An 877-nucleotide genomic window follows, 5' to 3' on the forward strand; every position below is an offset into this window, starting at 1 on the left:
CAGTAAATCCGGTTATCAATGGGATCTATAACCCCTTGCATCTCATCAAGAGCAAACTTATCAAAGGTTTTAAAAACCGTTCTATCAACCTTCTCAAAGCCTATCGGCAAAAGTTGACCATCAGCACTGATCTGATAAAAGCCACCATCACCAGCAAAAAAAGCATCACTCCCGCGACACGCTATAGAGGCTGCACTGCGGGATCCACGCTTGTCTTGAAGCTTTTGAAAAATAAAGGGGACTTTAGAGCCTAGCGTAAAACAACCAGCATAAATAGCAGAACGCAAAAAAACGAGGGGATTGCTCGATTCCGTTGCCCCTTGAACATATTCTCCATCATTAAAATTATGATAATAACAATCTTTATCACCTACCGTCCAATGAGTTGCATCATTCAAACCCGACCAATGGATGCGATTGGGATGATCTGTTAATTGCATCAAACAAACAAAATCACCCCAAACCTTCACCAATCCTGCTTTCGGGGGATTGCCTCCTAAATCTTCAAACCGTTCAGAGCTATGAGTATTAAAGACTTGTGGTTTATCATTTTTATTCACCGCAATAATAGTTTCACCAAATAATGCAAACGACCATTTATTCTCTTCATTTGCTTGATAGGTCACACCACTTTGACTTATGTCTTTCCAACCCTTCGTTTGACTATCATAACTGTAAAGCTTTTTGGCTCCTCCTACGATTATCTTAACACCATTGCCACTTCTAAAGGCTATGCACCCCAACGGCTTTTCTTCTAAAGCATGAGACACTACCATTGCATTAGGCATCGGAATGTAACAGCCATCAGCCGGTAAAACATTCACAAGCGTATCCGTAAAGCTACCGTTGACGACCGAAACATCTGGTCTGTAATCAG

General features: G+C 41.4%; 1 pseudogene. It reads right to left on the minus strand.

The features are described from left to right. Window positions 1-877 (minus strand): annotated as a pseudogene (locus ACFIL8_RS11305) (hypothetical protein); the annotation flags it as partial.

Source organism: Bartonella sp. AP57NXGY (assembly GCF_042195805.1).
Lineage (GTDB): Bacteria > Pseudomonadota > Alphaproteobacteria > Rhizobiales > Rhizobiaceae > Bartonella.